We start from the raw sequence: 24,525 nt of genomic DNA, 5'->3' as shown, positions 1-24,525 counted from the left end.
AAGCTTTCAATTATTATTATATTCTAAAGCATTTGTGGGGTTACAATTTTAAAAATGTAATTTAGGCTAGGGCTAGGATTTCCATTTAAATATTACGATTCCGGTGAGCATTATTATCACCCCAAGGATTTCATTTGTACCAAAGTTTATTTTTTTAGCTCCAAATAGACCAAAAGCATCTATAACTCCCGCAGTTATAAGTTGGGAAATAAGTATTGTGGAAATTGCATAGGTTGTGCCAAGAGAGGATATACCTTTCATCACAGTATATATTATTATTACCGCTAAAACTCCACCAAGCAGATATATTTTATTTACACCTTTTATATTTTTAAAATTATGTTTTCCTGCAATTATTAAAATTATGGTGCTCAATAAAAAGGCAGTTCCTTGAACAAAAACATTAGTTTCCAAAAGACCTATCTTTTCACTGAGTCTTGAATTGAATACACCCTGAAGGCTCATACATAAACCAGATAATATTGAAAGTATAACACCAATCATAAAATCACCATCCTAGGGTTAGTATAACCAAAAAGGATGAAATTATTGAGTGGGTATTATGAAAAAAATAGAATGGACATCTTTGAATTTTTATTTCGTTTAAGCTATTTAAATTAAAAAGCATAAGATTCAATTGATCTTATGCAAAAATTCAAAAAATATTAAATTAAGTTATACATAAAATTTTAATTATTGTAAATTAATAAGCGGTAGCTTTACTTTCTGCATTTACATAATTTTTATCTAAATAAGCTTTTTCTATATCATTTTCAGTAAAACCTAAATTAATACCTAAACTCAGGAAGTCCTCGAAAAGAGTTATGTAGTGATCTATGGATGAGCAAATTAAAAAATCATTGATATCAATAAATAAATCCAAAAACTGTTCCGTAATTTTATTTACAGAGCAGGATAGGACAGGCTCAATGTTCTCAAAGTCCTTATCTATTCCAACACTTAGTATAAAATAGAGGCAATCAACATATTCCTCCAAAATAATGGTTTGAGGGGATGATTTCTGGTTACACCAATATTTAAAACACCGAGTTTCATTTGCAAGTGATCCAAATTCCACTTGAAGTGCAAGGGCTTTTTCTGAAAATAACATATCATTTTGTAAATGGTGTTCTTTTGATATTCTACTATCTAATTCTCGTTGCAAATCGAATAGCTTTTTCAAATCCATTAATAAAGCCGCCTTTCTTTTACATTAGTATATTATATATATTTTATATTAAAGTTAACAATAATAAAAGTTCTCTAAAACGATTACATGAAAATTTTCTTCGAAATATTAATATTTTAGTGAAATAAATTTGAATAAAATTCATATAAAGGAAAATAAACCTACATAATAGCAAAAAAATAACATATATTGAAAGTTAAAATTTCAATATATGCTATTTTACATAAAGCAAGTTAAATTATTTTCTAAATAGTTAATTCTTAGATATAATAGGTAAAGTATTTGCAGCTTGAGGCATAAGTATGGTTCTTAAGTTAGTACCTCTTTTTTTGTATGTTAACTGGAGCGCTTGGTCAAGGGTTTTAACTACAGTTATTCCAGCTTTTTTTACAAGTGATGGATCTAGGTCTGAGACTAGTATTAAATCATATTTAAATCCAGATTCACAAAAGTAGTATCCAACAAATTTTGAGATGCTATAATCTTTTCGTAAGTTTTTTTCTCTATCTAAAAGTGAATCATAATTTAATATAATATCTTGGACTTCAGAATTACCACCAAGTCCTTCTCTGCATTGTGATACTAAAATTAAAGTAGCATTATCATTGGCTGCTTCCCTCATATTAATTATGGATTTTATGGATTGATATAAATTAATATCTTTAGGATATCCACCAGCAGAACCGACTATAAGATCTCCTTTTTCTTTTGTTGAAACACCATCTATTTTTCTAACGAGGTCTCGCCCTTTAGTATGTGCATCTATGTAATCACCAGCTACTGCTCCTGCTATGGTTCCACTAGGAGTCATAACCACGTTAAACATAAATGATGGTTTCACAAGAGCAGCTGCCTCCATCATGTCATTATGAATGGGATTGCCCATGATGTTGCCAGATCTAACTAATGGGTTTGAACCACTACCAATTGTTTCACATAAAGAAAGATGATGATTGGCCATAATTGTTTCATAGCTGCAAATTCCAGGTAAAATGGATTTTTTGCCACCGGACCATCCAACAAGAAAATGATAAATTATTCCCCCGGTAAGTATAAGGTGGTCACATTCTAAAGCAAGTTTATTTACCCATACAGGAGTGTCATAACTAGTTTTACCTAAATATGACAAATCATCTTTATCAAAACAATCGTGATCTATTACTTTAAATCTTTTAATAAGCTCAGGACCTAATAGATTTTCATGCTCCTCAGCGGTTTGTTTTCTATGAGTACCAAGAGCTGAAAGGAATATTATATTTTTATCAGGAACACCAGCTTGTTTAAGTTCTTCAACCACCTTAGGTAAAAACTTGTAAGTTTTTTGCCAAGCTCTTGTGGCGTCTGGAATAACAATACATATTTTATCAGAAGGTTTAACAATATCCCTAAGCTTTTTGCTATTAATAGGATGATTAAGAGCATCATATATCATTTCATCTTCCGTTTTCCCTGTGGATATTGTTTTACTAACAATTGTATCTAGCAAGTTAGCTTCATCTACAGAAATTTCAAAACTAGAATCACCAAATTTAAATTTCTCTTTTCTCATTTGTACCCCCTTAGATTTTTTATAATGGAAATTAATATACTGGAGTACAATATTTAGAGTATTTAGGATTGTTATTTGTGGTTATATCAAAGAATAAATCTTTTATTTTAGTAGAGACTTCACCTTTAGTCCCATCACCAATTATTCTGTCATCAACTTCAATAACAGGAGTAACTTCCATAGCGGTTCCACTAAAAAATACTTCATCAGAAGCATATAGTTCAGTTCTTGATATACTTCGTTCAACTACTTCAATTCCCAATTCTTCTCTTGCAAGTTCAATAACTGTTTCTCGCGTTATGCCTTCTAATATGTTGTCACTTGGTGGTGGTGTTATTAGTTTACCTTTTTTAACAATGAATAGATTTTCACCAGGACCTTCACATACATGACCGTTATTAGTTAAGAAAATTGCTTCGTCATAACCTTTACTAGTAACTTCAAGAGAAGCCAGTGCTGAATTAAGGTATGCTGCAGTAGCTTTAGTTCTTGGAGGAAGCATATTATCTTCAAGTCTTTGCCAAGAAGTTATGGCAACTTTAAGTTCTGTTTTGCCAGTATAACTTTCTAAGGGCTGACAGTAAATTACTAGTCTATTGTCATCATCAGCAAGTGTTGGTCCAATACCTTCGCCACCTTTATAAGCTAAAGGTCTAATATAAGTAGTTGTTTTGAAGTTGTTTTTTCTTAAAAGCTCTAAGGTGATTTTAGATAATTCCTGAACTGTATAAGGTATTTGTATATTAAGAGCCTTGCAAGATTGTAGAAGTCGTGTGTAATGATCGTCTAGTCTAAAAGCGTAAAGTTGATCTTCACTTTTATTGTAATAAGCCCTAATACCTTCAAAACATCCTAGACCATAATTAAAAGCCTTGCTTCTGATACTTATACTTACCTCACTTTCTGGAACGATTTTGTCATTGTAAACTACATAAGAATTATTCATTGAAAAAGCCCCCTGTAATATAATTTTATATAAAAAGAACAGACCTCGCCCATGCTTGGGGCGAAGTCTGTTCGCGGTACCACCCAAATTGTGTACTCGAAACTTTAACGGATTACCGGCAAGGCCTACTAAAATTCAGCTTGCAACTCAAGGGTGATATTCAGTAATTTTAGGATATAGGTTTTCAGCAGTAACCTACTCTCTGTGAAACTTAAAAACACTTACTTTTCCCTATCATGGTTTATATAAATATTTAACTTACTGTTTAATATACTATTTATAAAAACTCATGTCAATACAAATAAAGTTAAAATTGCAGTTTGATTCCTAAATTAAAAGATTAGTATTCTTTTAGAGAATAACTTTTAACTGTCATAGTTTTTTTATTATTAACTGGTTTCCAAAGTTCAATTCTATCAATTCTAGCCATTTTTTGAGGATCTAAGGATTTTGTAGTTTCGCAGGCTATTCTGTATTCTTCAGCGGACCATTTTCTACTTGCATAATTTGTATTTGCTAAAGAAACATGTAAATCCCAGTTATCAATATTTTGTCTAACATTATAATTTAGTGATTTAAGTTTATCATTAAATTTTTTCGCAATCTTTATTATGTAGCCTTTATTTTCAACTTTTAAATTTACTGATTTATATGGAGGTTCAAAACATATGACTCCATTAATATCAACTTTAAATTTTTTATAGGGTTTAATTAATTCAAGTATTATTTTGTCAAGTTCATCCAAGTTAGGATCATCTATAACCTCCAGTGTTATATGGAGCACGGGTAACCTTTTGTATAATTTATATTTTTTGCAAATATCTTTTTGTATGTTTTCAACAAATGAATAAGAATCTTTATCAAATAATGCTACCAAATAATATTTCATCATAATCCTCCATACCAATAATTTGAAGATATAAATCGTATATCACAGAACAATTATAACACATAAACAAAGTTATTATTCAAGATAATTGGATGAAATGTTATGATATACCTAATAAAATGGAAACTTTGAGGGGGTAAAGTGAAACACTTTTACATAGAGTATAAATAACATGGTGAAATGGCATAAAATAAGCACTATATTTCAAATTTAATATAAAAAAAATTATAATTATGTTATAATATAACTCGTAGTTATTTTAAAAAATAAATACAGTGTTACCTTGCAGTAAAATTTGTAGTTGGTTAAAATCGAAATTATGTGAAATTTATATATAAATATAGTGAGGATGGATATGCGGATGGACAAGTTAGTTATAAATGGTGGTAAAGAACTTTATGGAAGTGTTGATATAGGCGGAGCAAAGAACGCTGCAGTGGCAATTTTGCCTGCTGCAATTATGGCAAGTGAAAATATATGTGTTATTGATAATATACCTGAAATAGAAGATATCCAGTGCGAAGAAAGAATTATGGAGAGTCTTGGTTGTAAAATTACTAGAGTTAATGACACTATTACTATTGATAGTACTAATCTAGTAAGTTTTACTGCTAATACTGATGATGTGAGGAATATGAGAGCTTCATACTATTTGATTGGAGCTTTGCTAGGACGATTCAAAACGGCAAGAGTGGATCTTCCTGGAGGCTGTCCTATTGGTGTTAGGCCTATTGATCAACATATTAAAGGGTTTGAAGCATTAGGAGCTAGGGTGAAAATAGAACATGGAGTAATTATTGTAGAAGCTGACAGACTTATTGGCACAAATATATATTTTGATGTTGTAAGTGTAGGTGCCACAATAAATGTTATGCTTGCAGCAACACTGGCAGAAGGAACAACAGTACTTGAAAATGCGGCCAAGGAACCACATATAGTGGATGTTGCTAATTTTTTAAATACAATGGGTGCCAATGTAAAAGGTGCAGGTACAGATGTTATAAGGATAACAGGAGTGGAAAAACTTACAGGATGTAGTTATAGTGTAATTCCAGATCAAATTGAAGCTGGTACATTTATGATAGCAGCAGCAGCTTGCGGCGGAGAGGTTACAGTTAACAATGTTATACCTAAACATTTAGAATCAATATCTGCAAAATTAATAGAGATGGGCGCAGTTGTTACAGAACAAGACGACTCAGTAACAGTGAAATCAAACGGAAAATTAAAAGGTGTAAATATAAAAACTCTTCCATACCCAGGATTTCCAACAGATGTTCAGCAACCAATGAGCACTGTATTATGTGTAGCTGAAGGAAGAAGCATAATAAATGAAAGTATATGGGAAAGTAGATTTAAACATGTGGATGAACTCAAAAAAATGGGAGCATGTGTAAAGGTTGAAGGAAGAGTTGCAATAATTGATGGGGTTTCTAAGCTAACAGGAGCTATAGTAAAAGCTACGGATTTAAGAGCAGGAGCTGGCATGGTAATTGCAGGACTTTTAGCAGAGGGAACAACTGAGGTTTCTTCCATTGAACATATTGATAGAGGATACCCTCATATCGAGAATAAATTTAGAGCTCTCGGGGCAGATATAAGAAGAGAGATAGCTGAGTAAAAAATAACTAGTCAGTATGCTAGATACCTAAACTCATAGGGTAGAGGAGATAAGTATGAAATTTTGTTCACTGTATAGTGGAAGTAGTGGAAATAGTATATTTATAGCATCTGAAAATTCAAAAATACTTGTTGATGCTGGACTGCCAGGGAAGCATATTGAGAGTGCATTGTCTGAAATTGGAGAAAATCCAAAAGAAATTGACGGAATATTTGTAACCCATGAACACATAGACCATGTTAAAGGGGTTGGTGTTCTTTCGAGAAAATACGACATACCAATCTATGCCAATGAACCTACATGGAATAGTATGCTAGCAAGCATTGGACAAATAAAAGAACATAATATAAAAATCATTGATGAAAAGACCGTTAGCATAAGAGATTTAGAAGTGACTGGATATAGAATATCTCATGATGCAGTAATGCCAGCAGGTTATTCTGTAGTATGTAAAAATAAAAAAGTATGTGTAGCTACAGATTTAGGTTATTTTTCAGAAGAAGTTAAAGCGGCATTAATGGATGCGGATGTAATACTATTAGAAAGCAATCATGATGTGGAAATGCTGAAATTTGGTCCATATCCTTATAATTTAAAGCGAAGAATACTTAGTGATGTTGGTCATCTATCAAATGAAGATTGTGGAAAAGCAATTGTGGAAATAATGGGTGGTAAAAAGAAAATAATTGCATTGGGCCATTTAAGTAAAACAAATAATTACCCGGATTTGGCACTTAAAACAGTAGTAAATGTGCTAAATGAAAATGGAATAAGCACGGAAAAAGATATAGTGGTAACTATGGCAAAGAGAGATATGCCAAGTGTATATCTTGATATTTAGCCTTTTTATAAGGGGATAGATCTTATGAAAAAAACTAAAATTTCTTGTATTGTTATTTTGATTGTGTGTTCTAGTATGATGTTAGGTTCCTGTAAAGGTAGCGATTCTTTAAAAAGTAGTTCCGATGCTCAAGTTGATAATGTGAAATTATACAAGGAAAAAGGTCAAGCAATTGATTTGGACTTGTATTTTGATGCGTCTCAAGATGAAAATAATGCTAAAATAGGTAAAGACGAAAGATTAATTCAAAAACAAGAATTGATTGGGGAACTAATTGTAAGTGAGCTTATTAAGGGACCATCGCAGCAAAGTGGTTACAAGCCAATATTACCACAAAATACAAGATTACTTAGTTTTTCAATTAACAATAGTATTGCTTATGTAAATTTCAGTAAAGAAGCGCAGGTATCTATGACGCCGGTGAAAGAGCAGGCTACTCTAGAGAGCATTGTAACATCACTGACTCAGTTATCTTACATAATAAAAGTTAAAATCCAGGTAGAGAATAAAGATGTAGAAACCTTGGGTGGGAATTATGACATATCTAAGCCATTAGACATAAATAGCATACTTAAAAAAATAAATAAATAATTGGTATTTAAAGGAGAAGAAAATGAGCTTATATAAAGATTGGACCGATATGGTAGTAGATTACGTTAAAAATAAAGGCGAAGCTGCTTTTTGGGAAGAGTACGGTGCTATAGAAAAAAGAATATACACTAAACTTTTAGGTAATCACAAAAGTAACGTAAAGGGAAAAATTGAAGATTTGGCAGTAGAGTATGATACTACAGTAGTATTTTTTATGGGTTTCCTAGATGGAATAAATGAGAGTTTAGTAGAAGTCATGGATTTAGAAAATGTTACTAAGGATGATGAAATCGAGTTAAAAGTTAACCTTGAAAAATTATATTTCAACATGCTTGATGCCAAGGCCGATTATTTATATGAACTGCCACAATGGGAAGGAATTTTCTCAAAGGAAAAAAGAAGAGAAATACATAATGAATGGAAAAATTCTAAAACTGTTATAAACAAAGTTAAGACAGGTAGGAATGATCCTTGTCCTTGTGGTAGCGGTAAAAAATATAAGCATTGCTGTGGTAAAAACTAAGACGATAAGACAATAAAACAAAAAACCCTATTAACTAAAGGGTTTTTTGTTTTATAAAGGCTAAAGTGTACTAAGTACATTTTATTTTAAGCATAATTTCCGGAATATAAGAGGAGGGATACTATGATTACATTAGAAAATATAAATAAAACATACAAAACCAAGAAAACAACTGTGAATGCTTTGAAGGACATAAACCTTAAAATTGAAAGTGGAGATGTGTTCGGAATAATTGGATACAGTGGTGCTGGGAAAAGCACATTGGTAAGATGTATTAATTTATTGGAAAAACCTGATAGTGGAAAAGTAATTGTTAATGATATTGATTTAAATACATTAGCTACAAAGGATTTAAGGAAAAGCAGGCAAAAGATTGGGATGATATTTCAGCATTTTAATCTTATGAATAGTAGAAATGTATTTAGTAATGTGGCATATCCACTGAAGGGGAAAGGATTTTCAAAAGATGAGATAAAGGATAAGGTTTCAAAACTTTTGGATATAGTGGGGATCAAGGAAAAAGCTTATGTATATCCATCACAGCTAAGTGGAGGTCAAAAGCAGAGAGTGGGCATAGCCAGGGCACTAGCAAATGATCCAGAAGTTCTTCTATGTGATGAAGCAACTTCAGCCTTAGATCCACAAAATACCAGCGCAATATTAAATCTTTTAAAGGATATAAATAAAAAACTTAACCTTACTATAGTTATAATAACTCACCAAATGGAAGTAATAAAGGATATATGCAATAGAGTTGCAGTAATGGAAAGTGGTGAGATTGTAGAAGTCGGAAGCACTATTGATATTTTCTCCAGCCCTAAGGCAAATATAACAAAAGAATTTATATCCAGCACTATGCATTCTGATAAAATTAATGATGTTTTGGAGTCTGAGCAATTCAATAAAATAAAAGATGGCTCACAGCTTACTATTAAGATATCCTATATTGGTGAAAATACAACCCAGGCTTTTATATCAAAAATATCAATTAAATATGGAGTGCTAGCTAATATTTTATTTGGGAATATTGAATTTATACAAGGGGTTTCTTTTGGTAATTTAATTGTAAGATTAAATGGTGAAGAGAAGAGTATAAATGATGCTGTAGAATTTCTAAAGAAAAGCAATATCAACGTGGAGGTGATTGAAAATGCTTAGTTTTCTAAATCAATTGATGCCTAATGTGTTTGCATACTATGATCAATTGGTGCAAGCCTTAATTGATACACTTTATATGGTTGGAGTATCTGGAATTATAGGAGCCATTATAGGTATACCAGCTGGAATAGCATTAGTAGTAACAAGAAAGGGTGGACTCCTTGAAAATAAACCCTTTTACACTGTACTTGGCAGCGTAGTTAATATTTTAAGAGCAATACCATTTGTAATACTTCTTACTGCAATTAGCCCTGTCACCAGAGCTATTGTTGGAACTACCATTGGAACAATTGGAGCAATAGTTCCATTGACTTTTGCGGTAGCGCCCTTTATTGCAAGACAGATTGAATCAACACTTCTTGAGGTTGATAGTGGAGTTATAGAAGCGGCAAAATCTATGGGATCTAGCCCACTTGAAATTATATTTAGAGTACTTATTGCAGAAGGACTTCCTGGAGTTATTTATGCACTTACAATTGCAGTAATAAATCTAATAGGATATTCAGCTATAGCAGGTACTGTTGGTGGAGGCGGACTTGGAGATTTTGCAATCCGTTATGGTTATCAATATTTCAAAACAGACATTATGGTTGTTACAATAATAATTCTTCTTATAATTGTCAATCTAGTCCAATTCATTGGAGAATTTTTCATGAAAAGGCTAAGTCATTAAATTATAAAAAACACAATAGACTAGAATGCCAACTTGTTATTTTTTTATATACCTAAAATATAATAAGAAAGGAAATGATAATTATGCCACAAATAAGTAGTAGATTAAGTGGTTTTACAGAATCAGTAATTAGAAAAATGACTAGAATAGCAAACAAATATGGTGCTATAAATTTATCCCAAGGATTTCCTGATTTTGATCCACCAAAGGAAATTACGGAAGAATTAAAAAAAATAGCAGATTCAGGACCTCATCAATATGAAATAACTTGGGGTTCTGAAAAGTTAAGGGAAGCCCTTGTAAAAAAACAGAAAAAATTCATGGGAATTTCTATAGATCCAGACAAAGAGATAGTTGTCACATGCGGAAGTACTGAGGCTATGATGGTAGCAATGATGACGGTTTGTAATCCTAAGGATAAGGTAATAGTATTTTCACCTTTTTATGAAAATTATGGTGCAGATGCCATTCTTTCAGGAGCAGAACCTATATATGTTCCTTTAAAACCACCAAGCTTTGAGTTTGATAAACAGGAACTAATTAATGCCTTTAAGCAAAAACCAAAGGCACTTATATTATGTAATCCTTCAAATCCAACGGGAAAGGTATTTTCCAAAGACGAGCTTTTGTTTATAGCTGATTTAGCTAAGGAGTATGACACTTTTGTAATTACAGATGAAGTTTATGAGCACATAGTAATGAAGCCCTTTGAGCATATATACATGGCATCGCTTCCAGGAATGTTTGAAAGGACAATTTCTTGTAGCTCATTATCAAAAACTTATGCTATAACTGGATGGAGACTTGGATACATTATTGCACCTGAAAATATAATAGATAATGCTAAAAAGGTACATGACTTTTTAACAGTTGGTGCAGCGGCACCACTTCAGGCAGCAGTACTTCCAGGACTTGCTCTGCCAGATTCCTATTATGAAGAACTTAGGGAATTATATACTAGAAAACGAGATTTATTTCTTAAGGGACTTGATGACGCAGGGCTTAAATATACAAAACCTCAAGGAGCATATTATGTAATGGTAGATATTTCAGAATTTACAAATGGTAGTGATACAGAATTTTGTGAGTGGCTGGCAAAAGAAGTTGGTGTAGCAGCAGTTCCTGGTTCAAGCTTTTTTAGAGAAGATATAAATAATTTCATAAGATTTCATTTTGCTAAAAAAGATGATACACTTATTGAAGCAATAAAAAGGCTTGGTACCCTTAGAGAAAAGATGCCTAAAGGTGGTGTTTATAATAAAGAGGACAAAGGCGAAAGCTGAAGAGACAAAAAAGTTAATTTTCATTTCTGCTTTAAAGATATTTGGAGAAAAAGGATATTCTAAAACTAGTCTTGAAGACATTGCTGGTGGAGCGGGTGTTTCAAGAGGGGCAATATACTGGAATTTTGAAAATAAGCAGGAGCTTTATACAAAGCTCCTAAAAGAATATTTTTATAATAATATATATGAGGCATTATTATCATCAATTACTCACGGGGAGGATCCTCTCCAAGAACTTATTGAATACATGTATAATTATCTTTATATTATTATAAAAGATAAAGATGTGAGAAATTTTTTAGAAATAATAAGATATAAGACTGAAGTAAAAACAGAACTGAGCATAGTACTTGAAGTACAGCAAGAGATGGATATCTTAATAAAAACAGAAATTACAAGGCTTGTAGAAAGAGGAGTAGCTGGGGGAAAAATAAGATCAGATGTTGATGAAAGCGTTATAGTAATGGCCATACTAAGTTTTTTAAATGGTATTGAAGATACGTGGCTTATGAACAATGAAATATATCCTCTTAGACAAAAGTATAAGCAGTTAATTGATTTTTTTATAAGTTCGATAATTAAAAGATAAAAAGAGTTTATTGTAAGTTTACATACATTCATGAATGTTTAGTATTGAAATAATAAATATTGCTGATATAATAAAAATAGTTAATGAATTGGGGGTAGAAGTATGTTACCAATAGAATTGGGATTCAGAATGCCAGGGGAATGGGAAAAAAGAGGAAGAACTTTTATGGAATGGCCGACACGTGAAAGCTTGTGGCCAGATGGAATTATGGATGCAAAAATAGGTTATGCTAAAATTGCAATGGCAATCTCTCAGTTTGAAGAGGTTGTTATCATAGCAAAAGAAGGTTTAGTTAAGGAAGTAAATGACATGTGCCGAGAAAGGGTAAAAATATTATCAATGGAACATGATGATTCGTGGATGAGAGATAATGGTCCAACTTTTTTAATAAATAAAGACAATGAATTAGCCGGCATAAATTGGATTTTTAATGCATGGGGAAATAAGTATCATCCTTATGATAAAGATGATGAAATGGCAAAAAAGGTTTTAGATGTTTTTAATATAAAAAGTTTTAATGCTCCTATTGTTTTAGAAGGTGGTTCAATCCATGTGGATGGAGAGGGCACATTAGTTACAACGGAGGAATGTTTATTAAACAAAAACAGAAATCCAGAGCTAGGCAAGAAGGAAATAACAGAGGTGCTTAAAAATTATTTAGGTATACAAAAAATTATATGGTTAAAAACTGGACTTTATGGAGATGAAACGGATGGACATGTAGATAATGTAGCGTGTTTTGCAAGGCCGGGAGTTATAGTTACTCAAGTATGCGGGGATAAAAATGATCCTAATTATGCAAGAACATTAGATAATATAAATATATTAAAGGACAGTAATGACGCTAAGGGAAGAAAACTTCAGATTATAGAAATTCAACAGCCACCGGTCAGATTTTTTAAGGGAAGAAGGCTTGTACTTAGCTATTTGAATTATTACCCAGTTGATGGTGGCATTATTGTTCCTGTGTTTGGAAAAGACGCTAAAGAGACTGATAATGAAGCTATAGGGGTACTACAAAAATTGTATCCAGATAGAAAAATAGTACCAGTGGACGGTATACCAATAATTAAAGGTGGGGGAAATGTTCATTGCATAACTCAGCAAATGCCTTTAGGAAAAATCTGCGGAGGAACAAAGCTATGATGAGAAAAGTTAAGGTAGCCGCAATCCAAATGAGTTGCACAAAAAATTTAGATGATAACATAAAAAAGGCTGAAGGTTTTGTGAGAGAAGCAGCGGAAAAGGGAGCACAAATTATTCTTATTCAAGAACTATTTGAAACCCTATACTTTTGTCAGAAGCAAAAACCAGAGTTTTTTAGTTATGCTACTACTCTAGAGGAAAATAAGGCTATAAATCACTTTAAAATATTAGCCAAAGAACTTCAAATAGTATTGCCAATAAGCTTTTTTGAGAAAAAAAATAAGGCCAAATATAATTCAGTTGCAGTAATTAATGCAGATGGAACTATACTTGGAGTATATAGAAAAACACATATTCCAGATGGAACTGGGTATGAGGAAAAATATTATTTTAACCCTGGTGACACAGGGTTTAAGGTATGGAACACAAAGTATGCTAAAATAGGAATAGGTATATGTTGGGATCAATGGTATCCTGAAACTGCAAGATGTTTAGCTCTAATGGGTGCTGAAATAATATTTTATCCCACAGCCATAGGATCGGAACCACAAGACAGCACAATAGATTCAAGGGATCATTGGCAAAGGTGTATGCAAGGACATTCAGCAGCAAATATGATTCCTGTAGTTGCAGCTAATAGGACTGGAAAAGAAACAATAGATGATTCAAGTTTAACTTTTTACGGTTCTTCATTTATAACTGATTGTACTGGTAAAAAAGTAGAAGAAGCAACTAGGGAAGAAGAAACTGTTTTAATTCATGAGCTGGATTTGGATAAAATCGAAACCATAAGATCTTCTTGGGGAATATTTAGAGATAGAAGACCAGATATGTATAAAACCATATTAACCTATGACGGAGAACAGAAATAAAAGGAGAAATAATTTGAATATAACATTAGTCACAGTAGGAAAAATAAAAGAAAAATTTTTTAAAGATGCAATAGCTGAATACTCAAAAAGACTAACTAGATATTGTAAACTCAATATAATAGAAGTTCAAGATGAAAAAACTCCAGATAACGCATCATTAAAAGACGAACAAATAATTAAAGATAAAGAGGGGGAAGGAATACTACGCTACCTAAAGGATAATATGTATGTGGTAGCTTTAGACTTAAAAGGTAAGATGTTATCTTCTGAGGAACTTTCAGGCTTTATCAAGGACCTTGAAGTACGAGGCGACAGCAATACCGCATTTATAATAGGGGGTTCCCTAGGATTGTCAACTTCAGTTTTAAATCGAGCCAACTATACAGTATGTTTTTCAAAAATGACTTTTCCACATCAGCTCATTCGAGTTGTTTTATTAGAACAAATATACAGAGGTTATAGGATTATGAAGGGTGAACCGTACCATAAGTAAAGGAGGCTTTTTATATTAGATTAGTAGTTTCATTTAATAAGGTAGTTCTCCTAGTAAAGATAAATTTGTTATTTTTAGTTAAATAGACAAGGAACTTGTAGTATGATGTAGATTATTATATAAAGTAATAGTCTACATCATACTAAGGGGGAATTATTAATGCAAATATTTTTATCATATTGCTGGAAAGATGAAGAAAGAGCCAATTATATTGAATTGAAATGTTCGGAAAATTATATTAAATTATTAAGAGATAAATATGATTTAGAGGATTTTAATAGTATAAAAAAATATATGGAACAGGTGAAAACATCAGATAAATGTATTTTAGTCATATCTGAAGACTATATGAAATCAGAAAACTGTATGTACGAAATCTTACAAGTACTAGAATCAGAAAATACTAAAGATAAAGTTATTCCTATTATATATTACAAAGAAATATATAATACATCTGAAATAGCAAAATGGATAAAATATTGGGATAATAAATATCATGAATTGAAAGAAAATCTAGAAAAGTTACCAGAAAATAGTCAGGAAAGTTTGTTTGAGAAATTACAAATGTACAAAACTATCAGCTTAAAAATTGGTAAATTAATTTCTATTATAGTGGATATATATTCACCAGAGGAAGATACTATAGAAAAAATGATTAACAACTTAAAGGTTGGACAAAAAGAAGATAGCAATTGGAATCCTGATTTATACTGGTTTAAATTAGATGCCCTGGATGCAGACACAATTGAGATAAGTGATTATGCAGAAAATCCAGAAGGTGAAAAGACATATAAATTAATATCTCTTATGATAGATAGAGATATTCATGGTTCACATTGTAAATTTAATATGAGAGATATGAAGACAAAAGAAGTTAAACAATTGTATGTAAATAATATTACAAGAATTAGTCAAAACAATATATTCAATTCAAATTACATAAAGTACTATATGGTAAGAAAGAATATTGATGCTGAAAAAGAATACTTAGAATATATGAATTTATATGAAGGAACAAGTGAATATTCTAGCATAGTGGCAAAAGAGAAGATGGAAAAGATATATAATACACACAGATGTATATTAAGAAATAATCAACATAAATTCGGTTAACAATCACTAGAAAGAAAATATAAAACTGTTTTGTAAATGAATTCTAAATATATATTATAAATACAAGAAAACTCTTACTTAAGCACAAATAAGTAAGGGCTTTTTAACTTACAGGAGGTTATATAAATGATACAAATAGCATATTCAAGAGAGAGACAAGCAAAAAGCTATGCTACATGAGGTACAGAAAACTATCCAAGGAATACTACAAATAATAGATAACCAATATGGAACAGGCAGAAACAAATATAAAGATAATGGAGGGTATGTTGTAGTAGTAGAGAAAAAAGAAGACTTTCAAGAAATAAAGGACAAGGTACATATTAATTGTGATGATATTATTGCCGAATATGTGGACAAGATAGTATGTAGTAATGGTGAAATTTATACTAATTCACTAATATTACTCAATAGTGATTATTTAAAGGAACAAGGTAAAAAATTAAACTACTTGTAGGTATTTAAACTAACTAAGCTGAGTTTTGATGATATATTTTTCAGGAAATACAACATAGTCAAGAAGCGCCAAAATATAAAAAGAACTATAACATGTTTCCTACAGAAATGATAGATGCAAAGATATTTGTCATTGATGATTAAAAGTATTCAACAATTTATCTAAATAATAGAGGCGGTTCTCCTTCTTGCTTTAAGAAGAATGGCAATGATAAATCCTGTAAAAATAAGAATTTATATTTAGAAATAATCAAATTACAATAGTTGACAAACTAAAAGATAGATGGTAACATACAGCTAACGTTAACGTTAAATAGAGGTGCTAATCATATGAGTTATAAAATAGGTGAAATTGCTAAACTTACAAATTTAACAACTAGAACAATCAGATACTATGAAGAAATTGGATTATTAGGGGATAGAGATAATAGAGCCATAGGAGAACTTCGAGTGTTTGAAAATGACGATATTAAACGTCTAAAAAAGATTCAGCTACTCAAAGATATAGGGCTTTCTTTGGACGATATTGGTAAAGTTATAGATTTGTATTTTACAGATGGGCGACTTTTAGAAGGAAAACGGCAGGTAATACAAATTCTAAAGACTCATATTGTAAGAGCTGAGGAGAAAATAGATGAGTTAGATACGTTTAAAATGGAGTGTGAGAAAAATATTTGTAGAATAGAAGCAATCATTAAAAACAACGAAGATAACTTTGGAAAATAAGTAACAGGTATAGACCTGTACTTTTTTACCCTATACTTAACGTTTACGTTAAAGTAAAATAACTAAAAATTGGAGGATTGGTATTTATGTATGAAAGCACAGATATAACTATAAAGAAAGAATTTCAATTAAGTCATTTTCTAATTGTGCTAATGTCAATTGCTTGTGCTGCTAGTGCAGCTAACTTATATTATTCTCAACCTTTATTGGAACAGATTTCAAGATTCTTCAATGTATCATCGTCCATGATTGGAATTGCAGCTATGCTGATTCAAATTGGCTATGCAATAGGATTAGTTTTTCTAGTCCCACTGGGAGATATTAAAGAGCGTAGACGATTAATAATGATAATGTTATTTTGTTCTGCGATAGCGCTACTTTCTCTATCAATTTCCTTTAATATATGGTGGCTAGTACTCAGTTCTCTACTAGTTGGATTGACTTCGATTACTCCAATGTTAATTGTGACACTCGCAGCACATCTAGCAAAACCAGCAGAAAGAGGTAAAGTAATTGGGAGTGTAATGAGTGGATTGCTAATTGGGATATTATTATCTCGTGTATTTAGTGGAATTATAGGGTCGATTTTAGGATGGCAAATTGTTTATCGTATAGCTGCCGGAATGATGATTTTATTAATTTTAGCATTCAAATTATGGTTTCCAAAATCTGTTCCAGATTCTTCAATGAGTTATAAAAAATTGATTAAATCACTAATAGGGTTATTAATAAATCAACCAATTTTAATGGAAGCATCATTAATTGGTGCAATGATGTTTGGAACATTCAGTATATTTTGGACAACATTATCTTTTTTACTCAGGTCGTCAGCTTATAATTTAGGAGCTCAGGCTGCTGGATTATTTGGATTGGCTGGTATTGTAGGAGCTTTGGCGGCTTCTGTAGTAGGAAGAGTTGCTGACAAGAGAAGTCCTAGATTCACATTAACCATAGCTATAATATTCTCTTTCTTGTCATATATTTGTTTCTTGATTTTTGGATATCAAATGTGGGGGCTTATAATTGGAGTAATACTATTGGATTTAGGTATTCAATCAGGTCAAATCTCAAATCAGGCTAGTATAAACACTTTAGATCCAGTAGCTCGAAGTCGTAATAATGCTGTATATATGACATTTTACTTTTTAGGGGGTGCATTAGGTTCATTTCTAGGGACATTTTTCTGGGGAATGTTTGGATGGATTGGAGTATGTAGCGTTGGAATGACATTCCAGATAATTGCAGCATCAATTCATATTTTGGGTATAAAACGTAAATAAAAGAATGCAAGATATAATAGTTGTAATTTATATTTTGCAAAAATGTATGCCTTACTGCCGTTACGGTGAATCGTTTGGTTAAATTTTAAGATACATTAGATAAAAAAGTAAGGATGTAATATCTTTTTAGATATTGTATCCTTACTTTTTATATTCTATTGAGAATTAATAACCAGTATATATCCAATATGCAAAACCATATACCGGAGTAGTATATAAACTTGTATTATTTGATACCAAAGCTAGTACAGCATCATCATAATAATCATCACTTTCATAATTAAATTGAACTTGTCTGCCAATTGATACGGGAAGGTTAGTCATAGTATATTTAAAAGTACCATCTGCACCAGTATAAAAGGTTGGAGAGGTTGTTCTATTAGAACTAATAGTTGAATCACCGTCAAGAACGTTCATGTTTAGTGATACGTAAGGTAAGAGATAACCAGATGAATCTACCAATGTTCCAGATATTGACAGATTACTTTTATATGATGGGTATAGTCCCATATTCCATCTTACTGTGCCCTCATCACCACTGACAACTGGGGTTATAACTTGAACAGAAGAATCTTCAATCTGAACTTGATAAGCATTCCAATCTGACCAACAGCCATTAGAATCTTCTACACTTGTAAGAACATAGTATGCACCTGTATCTGGTATTGAGACATTTTGAGTCCAATTTGAAAAGTCTGTAGTAGAGTTTGCAGCTTTATCATATATTTGGTCATCATTTGTTGAAGAGCTATTTAATACTAACATTTCTGAATTTTTTAAAGTAGAAGAGCTATTTTGAGATTGAGAACTTGTCCAACTTACATTAAAAGCTAAGCTTTTAGGAACCAAAGAAGTTATTGGATGGTCTAAATTTACAGTTGGACGACTGCCACTTGTTGGCTCAATATTAAATTCTGGATAAGCAGGATTTGACCAAACATCAGAAGAATTTTCAACTTCTAGCATTGGAATGTACTGTGCAGGAGTATTGAATTGGAATTGAGCACCAATTAAATTGTTATTACTATCAACTAATTTAGTAACTGTATAGTTTGTTATAGATAATGGAAGAATTGTAATACCAATATCTTTAGGCAAATTTTCACTCTCATAAGAACTTGAACCATCTGAATTAGCAGATGCAATAATATCTATTTTGCTTTGTGTTGTTGGATTACCATTTACCTCACTACTTGGATTGTCAACCAAAATTGCATAGCCAGAAGCTAGTTGAGAGCTACTAGAGGAACTATCATTTGCATGCATGAGATTAGAAGTTAGTGGCAGTTTATTTGATTTTTGAATTGATGTATTTTTTTTAGTATTGGAACTAATGAGAGAAGCTAGCTTTTGCTGTGATATTTTCTCGGATTTAGTTAATGAACTAACACTTAATTTGGTTTTAAAATATGATTTTGAAATTGAAGCAGCATTAGCTGTAATGGAAAATGCTGATATAGAAAATAATGGTATAATAATGAGTGACATAGATCTCAGAAAATTTTTGAGATTTTTCATACTAAACATCCTTCCTTTTATTTGAAAAATATACTTATTTAGTTATTATATATTATAACTAAATAAGTATCAATTGAAATTAATAAAATAATTTGTATATTATACTAATTTTTGAAATAACCCTATAAAGTTCAAGTTTATTTACGATAATATATATTAATAAAAATAATTTAGGAGGTAATAGTATGTCAATTAATTCTGTTGGGTCATCGGGGATATATTCAAACAATAACATAAATATTAAACCACAACCTGATAATTCTTGTGAGTATTCTAAAGGGCCTATTGGATGCCTACATATTGATTCAGCAACAGGTAAACTCACGGAGGTGGTAGCAGGTGAAGATACAATACAACCAGCCAACTTTGATAAAAGTAAAATTTATGTGGAAGATGCTCTAGTGCGATATGATTATAATACTGGAGAAAATGAATTTGTTACCTATAATAGCAAAGGACAAATGAACGTTCCTAGCTCTTCAACAGATACTTACTCTGGTGTTTTCTCTTTAAGTAATAGAAGAGAAGATTCACAGCAAAAAATTTCAAATGACATTGATACTTCTTTTTCTTCATATGAACCAATTAGTACTGATATTCCGAAAAATGGAGAAACATTAGCTCAGTATGATGAGGAGTCTGATGAAGTACAAGCTGAAAATGAAAAAATGCAAAGTGAATATGAAGCGGTATTGCATCAATATGATGGATATGTAACACCAATTGCAGATTCCATGAATGCTTATCTTTCTGCGCTTCAAAATCAGAATGTTCATAGTGCAACTAACAATTTGACAGATGTGCCTACAGGTGATGGAAATTATCTTGCGGAATCCATAGTAGCCTATGATAAAGCAAAAACAAAAATTGGTGACACGTACTCTAGTGATAGTATAACAAAAAGAGCAGAGGAACAAGGAATTAGTGACGTAGATGGCTATACAAAACAGCAGCAAACTCAAGAAAAAGCAGAAATGCAAAACCTTAACTCATACTATTCAAAAGACACAGGTGAAAATATTGATGCACAAGCTAATAACCTAAATACATTTTTCAATAGTGCTAAATTCTCTAATGATCCTAATGAAGCTTCTATCAGTAGTTCGCTTGTAGATATGGAAAAACAACTTTCATCTTTATATAATCAGTTTAAGCAAGAAAACAATGTGGACTATTCCAATGAAAGTGTAGAGGATATAGCGAAGAAGTTTGAGGACTACAGTTCAGATAAAGTAACTGCAGCAGCAGATATTTCTGGAACAAAATTCACTTATAAGGATATAGTTTCTGCCACAGAAGTTCTTAATGATGCATTTGCAGTTTCCTCTACAAGTAATACAGTTGATGCTTATCATGCAGCTCTAGGAGATTCTGAGGTTTCTTATGTTGCAACACATGACATGACGAGTTCTGCGGGTACACTTCTAGTACAAGAGTATAACAAACATATTTATAACCAAGAAAGTAATACAAATAAAGTAGTAGACTCAGATTACTTTAATGAAGCATATAAGCAACTTAAAAATTTGGATGTTTCCAGTGCTAACGCATTTGAAAATAGCTTCAATAATGTTATAAAGACATATTTTCAAAATCCCTATGATAACAGTTATACTAAGGAGCTTCAAAGTTCATTTAATACATTTGCAGAAGAATTTTTAAGTTAAGCATTATAGATATGTAAAAAAATAAAAGCTAACATTGAAAAAAGTAGGTTTTTCAGCTTTAAAAGTAAACTACTATTCACATTAGTTATGAAGATCATATTGTTGACGTTTACTATAATTTAATATACAATATTACTAAAATAAATTTGCAGGATTATTATGGAAGCACTTATTATAAATGGTATAAAATCAATACATCATCATCACTAGAGACTTGGTCTGTTGAAGCAGATACAAGTCTATTTGAGTAGACTTGTATCTCTAGGTAATGATAAATTAAGTGAGATAATAATTTATTCAGCTATGTGGGATATTTTGCCTACATGGTTTTTTGTTGTATAAAAATAAAATAGGATATGGAATGAATAAAATGAAAAAAAATATTATAAAACCAAGTATATAGTTTTCAAAAGGGTAAAAATAATTTAGCATTAAGGTTTGATTTAACAGTACCTTTTGCAAGGTATGTAGCACAATACTATAATGATTTAATATTTCCTTTTAAAAGATATCAACTGGGAAAAGTGTACAGGGGTGAGAGAAATCAGAAGGGTAGGTATAGAGAGTTTTACCAATGTGATGTGGATGTCATTGGTAAAGATAAATTAAGTATAAATAACGATGCTTGGGTTATAAGTTTAGCAGATAAAGCATTTAGAAAGATAGGATTAGCAAATTACGTGTTTCAAATTAGTAATAGGAAAATATTAAAAGGCATACTAAGAGAATTGAATATAGAAAATGCTAATAAGGTAATGATTTTAATTGATAAATATGATAAGATTGGTCAAAAATGTTTTGAAAAGGAGCTTATAAATATTATTGGCAATGAAAAAAGCAAATATTTAAATAGGATATTTAATATCCAAGGAACTAATGAAATAATATTAGATGAACTATTGAAACTTGATATTAAAAAACATATGATTTAATAACTAAAAAGAGTATAGTATGATTTACATTTGCCCATAAGTACATAACATTTTGCCCAAAGGTACAATTGTTACAACTATAGATTGGATATAAGATAAGTATGCAGTCAATTATAGCGAATGAAAAAAAATATTTGTATTATAAAGGGGAAATATTTATGGCAAAGTTGTTGTACAATCTAGGTAATTGGGCTTATAAAAGACCTAAAAGAATCATTCTATTTTGGATAATGGTTATAGTAGTAGCAATTGGTTTTATAGCAAGTAATGGTATTGATTTTAGGGGTGATATGTCTATTCCTGGTACAGAATCTGCAAAAGCAGGTACAGTACTACAAAACGCAATGGGTCAAACTACAGATTATGGAACAATAAGGATTATCTTTAAAGTTAAAGATGGAAAAACAATAAATGATCCATCAGTAATGAAAACAATAAATAAAACAATAGAACAAGTACAGAAAAAAGATACTGCGATTAAATCTGTAGCAAGTCCATATATGAATAGAACTATTAGCAAAAATGGAAAAATCGCTTATGCAGATATTACATATAATACTGCAGCAGATAAGGTTAAAAAGGAATCTATAGACAAAGTATCAGAAGGTATAAAAACAAGTAGAAATGTAGGTATCCAAACAGAGCTAGGAGGAAGTGTTACTTTAACACCAACTGAAATGGGGGGAAGTTCTGAAGTAATAAGTATTGTTGTAGCATTTGTTATTCTTATATTTACTCTTGGATCACTTTTGGCAGCTGGATTACCAATAATAACAGCTCTTATTGGATTAATTACTGGACTACTTGGTATTCTGGTTGCAACTAGTGTTGCAGATCTGTCTGCACTTTCATTATCATTAGCATCTATGGTTGGTTTGGCTGTAGGAATTGACTATTCATTATTTATTATTTCAAGGTACCGCGAAAATATTGGTGAAGGCTATGAACCACAAGAAGCGGCTGCCATAGCAATGGGTACAGCAGGTAGTGCAGTCTTGTTTGCAGGAGTAACTGTTATTATTGCATTATGTGGACTATCGTTGTGTGGAGTACCATTTTTGGGAGTTATGGGAAAAGCTGCTGCAGGTGTGGTACTTGCTGTAGTATTGGTTTCACTTACAGTAGTTCCAGCAGTTATAAGTCTTGCAGGGCATCATATAAAACCAAAACAAAACAATAAAGTTTCAACAAAATTAGTGCATAAAGAGAAAAATCAAAATTCTAATCTTTGGGGAAGAGTGGTAACTAAGTATCCAATTATTACAATTATTGTTGCTTTAGCACTAACTGGTTTAATTGGCTATTCAGCTCTTGATTTGGAGTTAGGACTTCCTGATAATGGAATGATGCAAAAAACATCTACAGAACGAAAAGGCTATGATATTATGTCAGAGGGTTTTGGAGAAGGAGTTAATGGTACTCTTGTAGTTGTTTTGGATTCTTCTAAAGCAGGAAACAATCCATTAAAGACTATGCAAGCTATGCAAGAATCAGTTAAAGAAATTAAGGGATTATCTGATATAGCTAGCATTACACCAGTAGTTCCAACTAAAGATGGAAAAATAGCAATGGTACAAGTAACACCCAAAACTGGACCAAATGATCAAGAAACTAAAGATTTAGTTCAAAATATTCGTGATAAAAGTGGAATTACTGAAAAAAATCACAATGTTCAGCTAATGGTAACAGGAAGAACCGCAGTTAATATAGATACTTCTGATAAACTTAGTAATGCTATTCCAATATTTGGTGGAGTCATTATCGTACTTGCTTTGGTTTTGATGCTTTTAGTATTCAGATCTATACTTGTACCAATTAAGGCTGTTCTTGGATTTGTAATGTCGTTAGTTGCAACACTAGGTTTTTCAGTTTTGACTTTGCAAAAAGGAAATTTTGCTGATTTGCTTGGTATAGCAAAACCAGCACCAATATTATGTTTCATACCTGTAATAGTTATAGGTATATTATTTGGTTTAGCAATGGACTATGAAGTATTTTTAGTAAGTCGTATGAGAGAGGATTACACTAAAACAGGTAATGCAAAGGCATCTGTTCTTTCTGGAATGAAAGCTAGTGGTGTTGTAGTAGCTGCAGCTGGATTAATAATGACTATAGTTTTTACAAGTTTTGGTGTTCAAACTGATATCAACATTAAATCAATGGGACTTCCAATGGCATTTGGTGTTTTATTTGATGCCTTTGTAGTAAGAATGACATTTGTACCAGCGGTTATGACCTTATTAGGTAAAAGCGCATGGTATATGCCAAAATGGCTAGATAAAATTTTACCTAAATTTGATATTGAAGGTGAAAATATAAATAAAGATAAAGAAGAAAAAGTTTCATAAATATTCTTAGAATGCCATAAACAAATCACCTGAGAGTAATAAAGAACTATAGCATTCTAATTTGTTTTGAATGTTATAGTTCTTTTAAATGTTTTAATGAAAATATAAGTCCAAATGGAAAC

At 31.4% G+C, this 24,525-nt stretch carries 23 protein-coding genes, 1 pseudogene and 1 other annotated feature; of the genes and pseudogenes, 18 read left to right on the top strand and 6 right to left on the bottom strand.

Annotated elements, in window-relative coordinates; genetic code table 11:
• Positions 1–72: 72 nt before the first annotated feature.
• The 5 genes from BR66_RS0105355 to BR66_RS0105335 form a co-directional block, all read right to left on the bottom strand.
• On the bottom strand, positions 73–504 hold the full coding sequence (locus tag BR66_RS0105355) for a DMT family transporter (protein ID WP_026881996.1): 432 nt from the start codon (positions 502–504) through the stop codon (positions 73–75).
• 199 nt (positions 505–703) lie between these two features.
• Positions 704–1,189 (bottom strand): dUTP diphosphatase, encoded by a 486-nt coding sequence (locus BR66_RS0105350; RefSeq protein ID WP_026881995.1) that lies wholly within the window; start codon positions 1,187–1,189, stop codon positions 704–706.
• A gap of 253 nt (positions 1,190–1,442) precedes the next feature.
• Complete coding sequence (locus tag BR66_RS0105345; protein ID WP_026881994.1) at positions 1,443–2,738, bottom strand: lactate racemase domain-containing protein; 1,296 nt, start codon at positions 2,736–2,738, stop codon at positions 1,443–1,445.
• Positions 2,739–2,769: 31 nt separating this feature from the next.
• On the bottom strand, positions 2,770–3,684 hold the full coding sequence (locus tag BR66_RS0105340) for a branched-chain amino acid transaminase (protein WP_026881993.1): 915 nt from the start codon (positions 3,682–3,684) through the stop codon (positions 2,770–2,772).
• 53 nt (positions 3,685–3,737) lie between these two features.
• Positions 3,738–3,931 (bottom strand) — a binding site (T-box leader).
• 93 nt (positions 3,932–4,024) lie between these two features.
• Positions 4,025–4,573, bottom strand: a complete 549-nt coding sequence (locus BR66_RS0105335) for a 2'-5' RNA ligase family protein (RefSeq protein ID WP_026881992.1) — start codon at positions 4,571–4,573, stop codon at positions 4,025–4,027.
• A gap of 361 nt (positions 4,574–4,934) precedes the next feature.
• Here BR66_RS0105335 and BR66_RS0105330 point away from each other — a divergent pair, with 361 nt between their 5' ends.
• From BR66_RS0105330 to BR66_RS0105260, 15 genes are all read left to right on the top strand, one after another.
• A complete protein-coding gene (locus BR66_RS0105330) occupies positions 4,935–6,194 on the top strand; it encodes a UDP-N-acetylglucosamine 1-carboxyvinyltransferase (protein ID WP_026881991.1) in 1,260 nt (419 codons plus the stop codon).
• A 55-nt stretch (positions 6,195–6,249) separates the two neighbouring features.
• Positions 6,250–7,035, top strand: coding sequence for an MBL fold metallo-hydrolase (locus BR66_RS0105325; protein WP_026881990.1), 786 nt, complete (start codon positions 6,250–6,252; stop codon positions 7,033–7,035).
• Between the two features lie 24 nt (positions 7,036–7,059).
• Positions 7,060–7,626, top strand: a complete 567-nt coding sequence (locus BR66_RS0105320) for a GerMN domain-containing protein (protein ID WP_026881989.1) — start codon at positions 7,060–7,062, stop codon at positions 7,624–7,626.
• Between the two features lie 22 nt (positions 7,627–7,648).
• On the top strand, positions 7,649–8,149 hold the full coding sequence (locus BR66_RS0105315; RefSeq protein ID WP_026881988.1) for an SEC-C metal-binding domain-containing protein: 501 nt from the start codon (positions 7,649–7,651) through the stop codon (positions 8,147–8,149).
• 123 nt (positions 8,150–8,272) lie between these two features.
• Positions 8,273–9,307 (top strand): methionine ABC transporter ATP-binding protein, encoded by a 1,035-nt coding sequence (locus BR66_RS0105310; protein WP_026881987.1) that lies wholly within the window; start codon positions 8,273–8,275, stop codon positions 9,305–9,307.
• Positions 9,300–9,980: a methionine ABC transporter permease gene (locus BR66_RS0105305; protein ID WP_026881986.1), complete on the top strand. Its 681-nt coding sequence runs from the start codon at positions 9,300–9,302 to the stop codon at positions 9,978–9,980. Before BR66_RS0105310 ends, BR66_RS0105305 begins: the two co-directional genes overlap by 8 nt.
• An 83-nt stretch (positions 9,981–10,063) precedes the next feature.
• Positions 10,064–11,263, top strand: a complete 1,200-nt coding sequence (locus BR66_RS23165; RefSeq protein WP_051624111.1) for a pyridoxal phosphate-dependent aminotransferase — start codon at positions 10,064–10,066, stop codon at positions 11,261–11,263.
• On the top strand, positions 11,226–11,852 hold the full coding sequence (locus tag BR66_RS24720; RefSeq protein ID WP_026881985.1) for a TetR family transcriptional regulator: 627 nt from the start codon (positions 11,226–11,228) through the stop codon (positions 11,850–11,852). Before BR66_RS23165 ends, BR66_RS24720 begins: the two co-directional genes overlap by 38 nt.
• A 102-nt stretch (positions 11,853–11,954) precedes the next feature.
• Positions 11,955–12,998, top strand: a complete 1,044-nt coding sequence (gene aguA, locus BR66_RS0105290) for an agmatine deiminase (protein ID WP_026881984.1) — start codon at positions 11,955–11,957, stop codon at positions 12,996–12,998.
• Positions 12,998–13,870, top strand: coding sequence for an N-carbamoylputrescine amidase (gene aguB, locus BR66_RS0105285; protein ID WP_026881983.1), 873 nt, complete (start codon positions 12,998–13,000; stop codon positions 13,868–13,870). The genes aguA and aguB overlap by 1 nt, the downstream gene beginning before the upstream one ends.
• A 13-nt stretch (positions 13,871–13,883) precedes the next feature.
• Positions 13,884–14,363 carry a 23S rRNA (pseudouridine(1915)-N(3))-methyltransferase RlmH gene (rlmH, locus tag BR66_RS0105280; RefSeq protein WP_026881982.1) on the top strand — a complete coding sequence of 160 codons (480 nt, stop codon included), beginning with the start codon at positions 13,884–13,886 and terminating at the stop codon, positions 14,361–14,363.
• Between the two features lie 159 nt (positions 14,364–14,522).
• Positions 14,523–15,476: a toll/interleukin-1 receptor domain-containing protein gene (locus tag BR66_RS0105275; protein ID WP_026881981.1), complete on the top strand. Its 954-nt coding sequence runs from the start codon at positions 14,523–14,525 to the stop codon at positions 15,474–15,476.
• Between the two features lie 169 nt (positions 15,477–15,645).
• Positions 15,646–15,933 (top strand): hypothetical protein, encoded by a 288-nt coding sequence (locus BR66_RS23155; RefSeq protein WP_051624110.1) that lies wholly within the window; start codon positions 15,646–15,648, stop codon positions 15,931–15,933.
• A 329-nt stretch (positions 15,934–16,262) separates the two neighbouring features.
• Positions 16,263–16,658 carry a helix-turn-helix domain-containing protein gene (locus BR66_RS0105265; RefSeq protein ID WP_026881980.1) on the top strand — a complete coding sequence of 132 codons (396 nt, stop codon included), beginning with the start codon at positions 16,263–16,265 and terminating at the stop codon, positions 16,656–16,658.
• An 86-nt stretch (positions 16,659–16,744) separates the two neighbouring features.
• Positions 16,745–17,938, top strand: coding sequence for an MFS transporter (locus tag BR66_RS0105260; RefSeq protein WP_026881979.1), 1,194 nt, complete (start codon positions 16,745–16,747; stop codon positions 17,936–17,938).
• 165 nt (positions 17,939–18,103) lie between these two features.
• On the opposite strand, the gene BR66_RS0105255 is transcribed toward BR66_RS0105260, so the two are convergent.
• On the bottom strand, positions 18,104–19,456 hold the full coding sequence (locus BR66_RS0105255; protein ID WP_026881978.1) for a hypothetical protein: 1,353 nt from the start codon (positions 19,454–19,456) through the stop codon (positions 18,104–18,106).
• A gap of 185 nt (positions 19,457–19,641) precedes the next feature.
• On the opposite strand from BR66_RS0105255, the gene BR66_RS0105250 reads away from it, so the two are divergent.
• The 3 genes and pseudogenes from BR66_RS0105250 (at position 19,642) to BR66_RS23145 (ending at position 24,403) form a co-directional block, all read left to right on the top strand.
• Entirely contained in the window at positions 19,642–21,123 is a 1,482-nt protein-coding gene (locus BR66_RS0105250; RefSeq protein ID WP_026881977.1) for a hypothetical protein, read from the top strand.
• A 392-nt stretch (positions 21,124–21,515) separates the two neighbouring features.
• Positions 21,516–22,040: pseudogene (locus tag BR66_RS23150) on the top strand (ATP phosphoribosyltransferase regulatory subunit); the annotation flags it as partial.
• Between the two features lie 173 nt (positions 22,041–22,213).
• Positions 22,214–24,403, top strand: coding sequence for an MMPL family transporter (locus BR66_RS23145; RefSeq protein WP_035795516.1), 2,190 nt, complete (start codon positions 22,214–22,216; stop codon positions 24,401–24,403).
• The last annotated feature ends 122 nt before the right edge of the window (positions 24,404–24,525 follow it).

Source organism: Clostridium akagii DSM 12554, from assembly GCF_000686725.1.
GTDB classification, from domain to species: Bacteria; Bacillota; Clostridia; order Clostridiales; family Clostridiaceae; genus Clostridium_I; species Clostridium_I akagii.
This window is presented reverse-complemented; position numbering and strand designations above follow the sequence as displayed.